Source organism: Companilactobacillus keshanensis, from assembly GCF_003946205.1.
GTDB classification, from domain to species: Bacteria; Bacillota; Bacilli; order Lactobacillales; family Lactobacillaceae; genus Companilactobacillus; species Companilactobacillus keshanensis.
This window is the reverse complement of sequence record NZ_RHOS01000049.1, coordinates 1-1124: the sequence shown is the minus strand read 5'-3', so window position 1 is coordinate 1124 and position 1124 is coordinate 1. Positions and strand designations below refer to the sequence as shown.

The following is a 1124-nucleotide window of genomic DNA, read 5'->3' as shown; positions in this document are numbered from 1 at the left end:
AAATTATTCACCTGGTTTGTAATCTTTATCAATTACCAAGATAGGTTTGATTGTCTTACCACTTACTGAATCTGCGTCAGCTTCATTGATTTGATCGAAGTCATAGAACTTCTCTGTCAAATCAAATGGGAAGACACCAAGTTTGAAGAATTCGATCAAACGAGGAATATCAACTTGAGGAATTGAATCTCCCATGTTTACTCCGACGATCTTCTTGTCGTCAACACATAGGTCATTCCATGTACTGATATCAATATTGTGTGGTGTAACAGCGATTGTAGCTGTAGTACCACCTTGTGTTAAAGCAGCGATTGAATCTGTCATAACCTTAGTTACACCAGTTGTATCAACAGCCCAGTCAACACCAACACCTGTGATCTTCTTGATTGCTTCAACAGCATCTTCTTTAGATGAGTCAACGATATCTGTTGCACCCATCTTCTTAGCTAATTCAAGACGTGAAGGAACGATATCAACGGCGATAACGTGTGTACATCCAGAAATCTTACCAGCCATCATAGCGGCAAGACCAACAGCACCTGTACCAAATACGGCAATAGTGTCACCAGGTTTTGGTTGAAGGGTATTGAAGACTGTACCACTACCAGTTACATATCCACAGCCCAAAGGTCCAAGTTTTCTAAGGTCAAGTTCCTTAGGAACTTTGACGGCATTTCTCTTATTGATAACTGTGTGTGTTGTAAATGAAGATTGATTGAACATGTCAGAAACATGATGACCATCTTCTGTAAAATGGTCACTTCCATCTGGACGAGTACCAGATAGGTTAGAAGCAGCATATTTACGACATTGTGTAGGTTTACCCTTTAAACAATTGTCACATTCGCCACATGAATAAAATGACATAATAATGTGATCGCCAACTTTGAAGTTTTCGACATTCTTGCCGACTTTTTCAACGATACCAGAACCCTCATGTCCTAAAACAACGGGGAAACTGAAGGCAGCGTCACCTTTTCTAAGAGCTTCATCAGAGTGACAGATACCAGATGCAACGACTTTAACTTGAAGACCATCATCTTGAAGGTCAGCTAGTTCAACGTCATCTTTAATAACGAATGGATCATTAACTTTATCAACTACAGCTGCTTTAATTTTCATAT

At 39.5% G+C, this 1124-nt stretch carries 1 protein-coding gene; it reads right to left on the bottom strand.

Annotated elements, in window-relative coordinates; all coding sequences use genetic code 11:
• Positions 1 to 3: 3 nt before the first annotated feature.
• Complete coding sequence (locus EKM64_RS11340; protein ID WP_125678584.1) at positions 4 to 1122, bottom strand: NAD(P)-dependent alcohol dehydrogenase; 1119 nt, start codon at positions 1120 to 1122, stop codon at positions 4 to 6.
• Between the last annotated feature and the right edge of the window lie 2 nt (positions 1123 to 1124).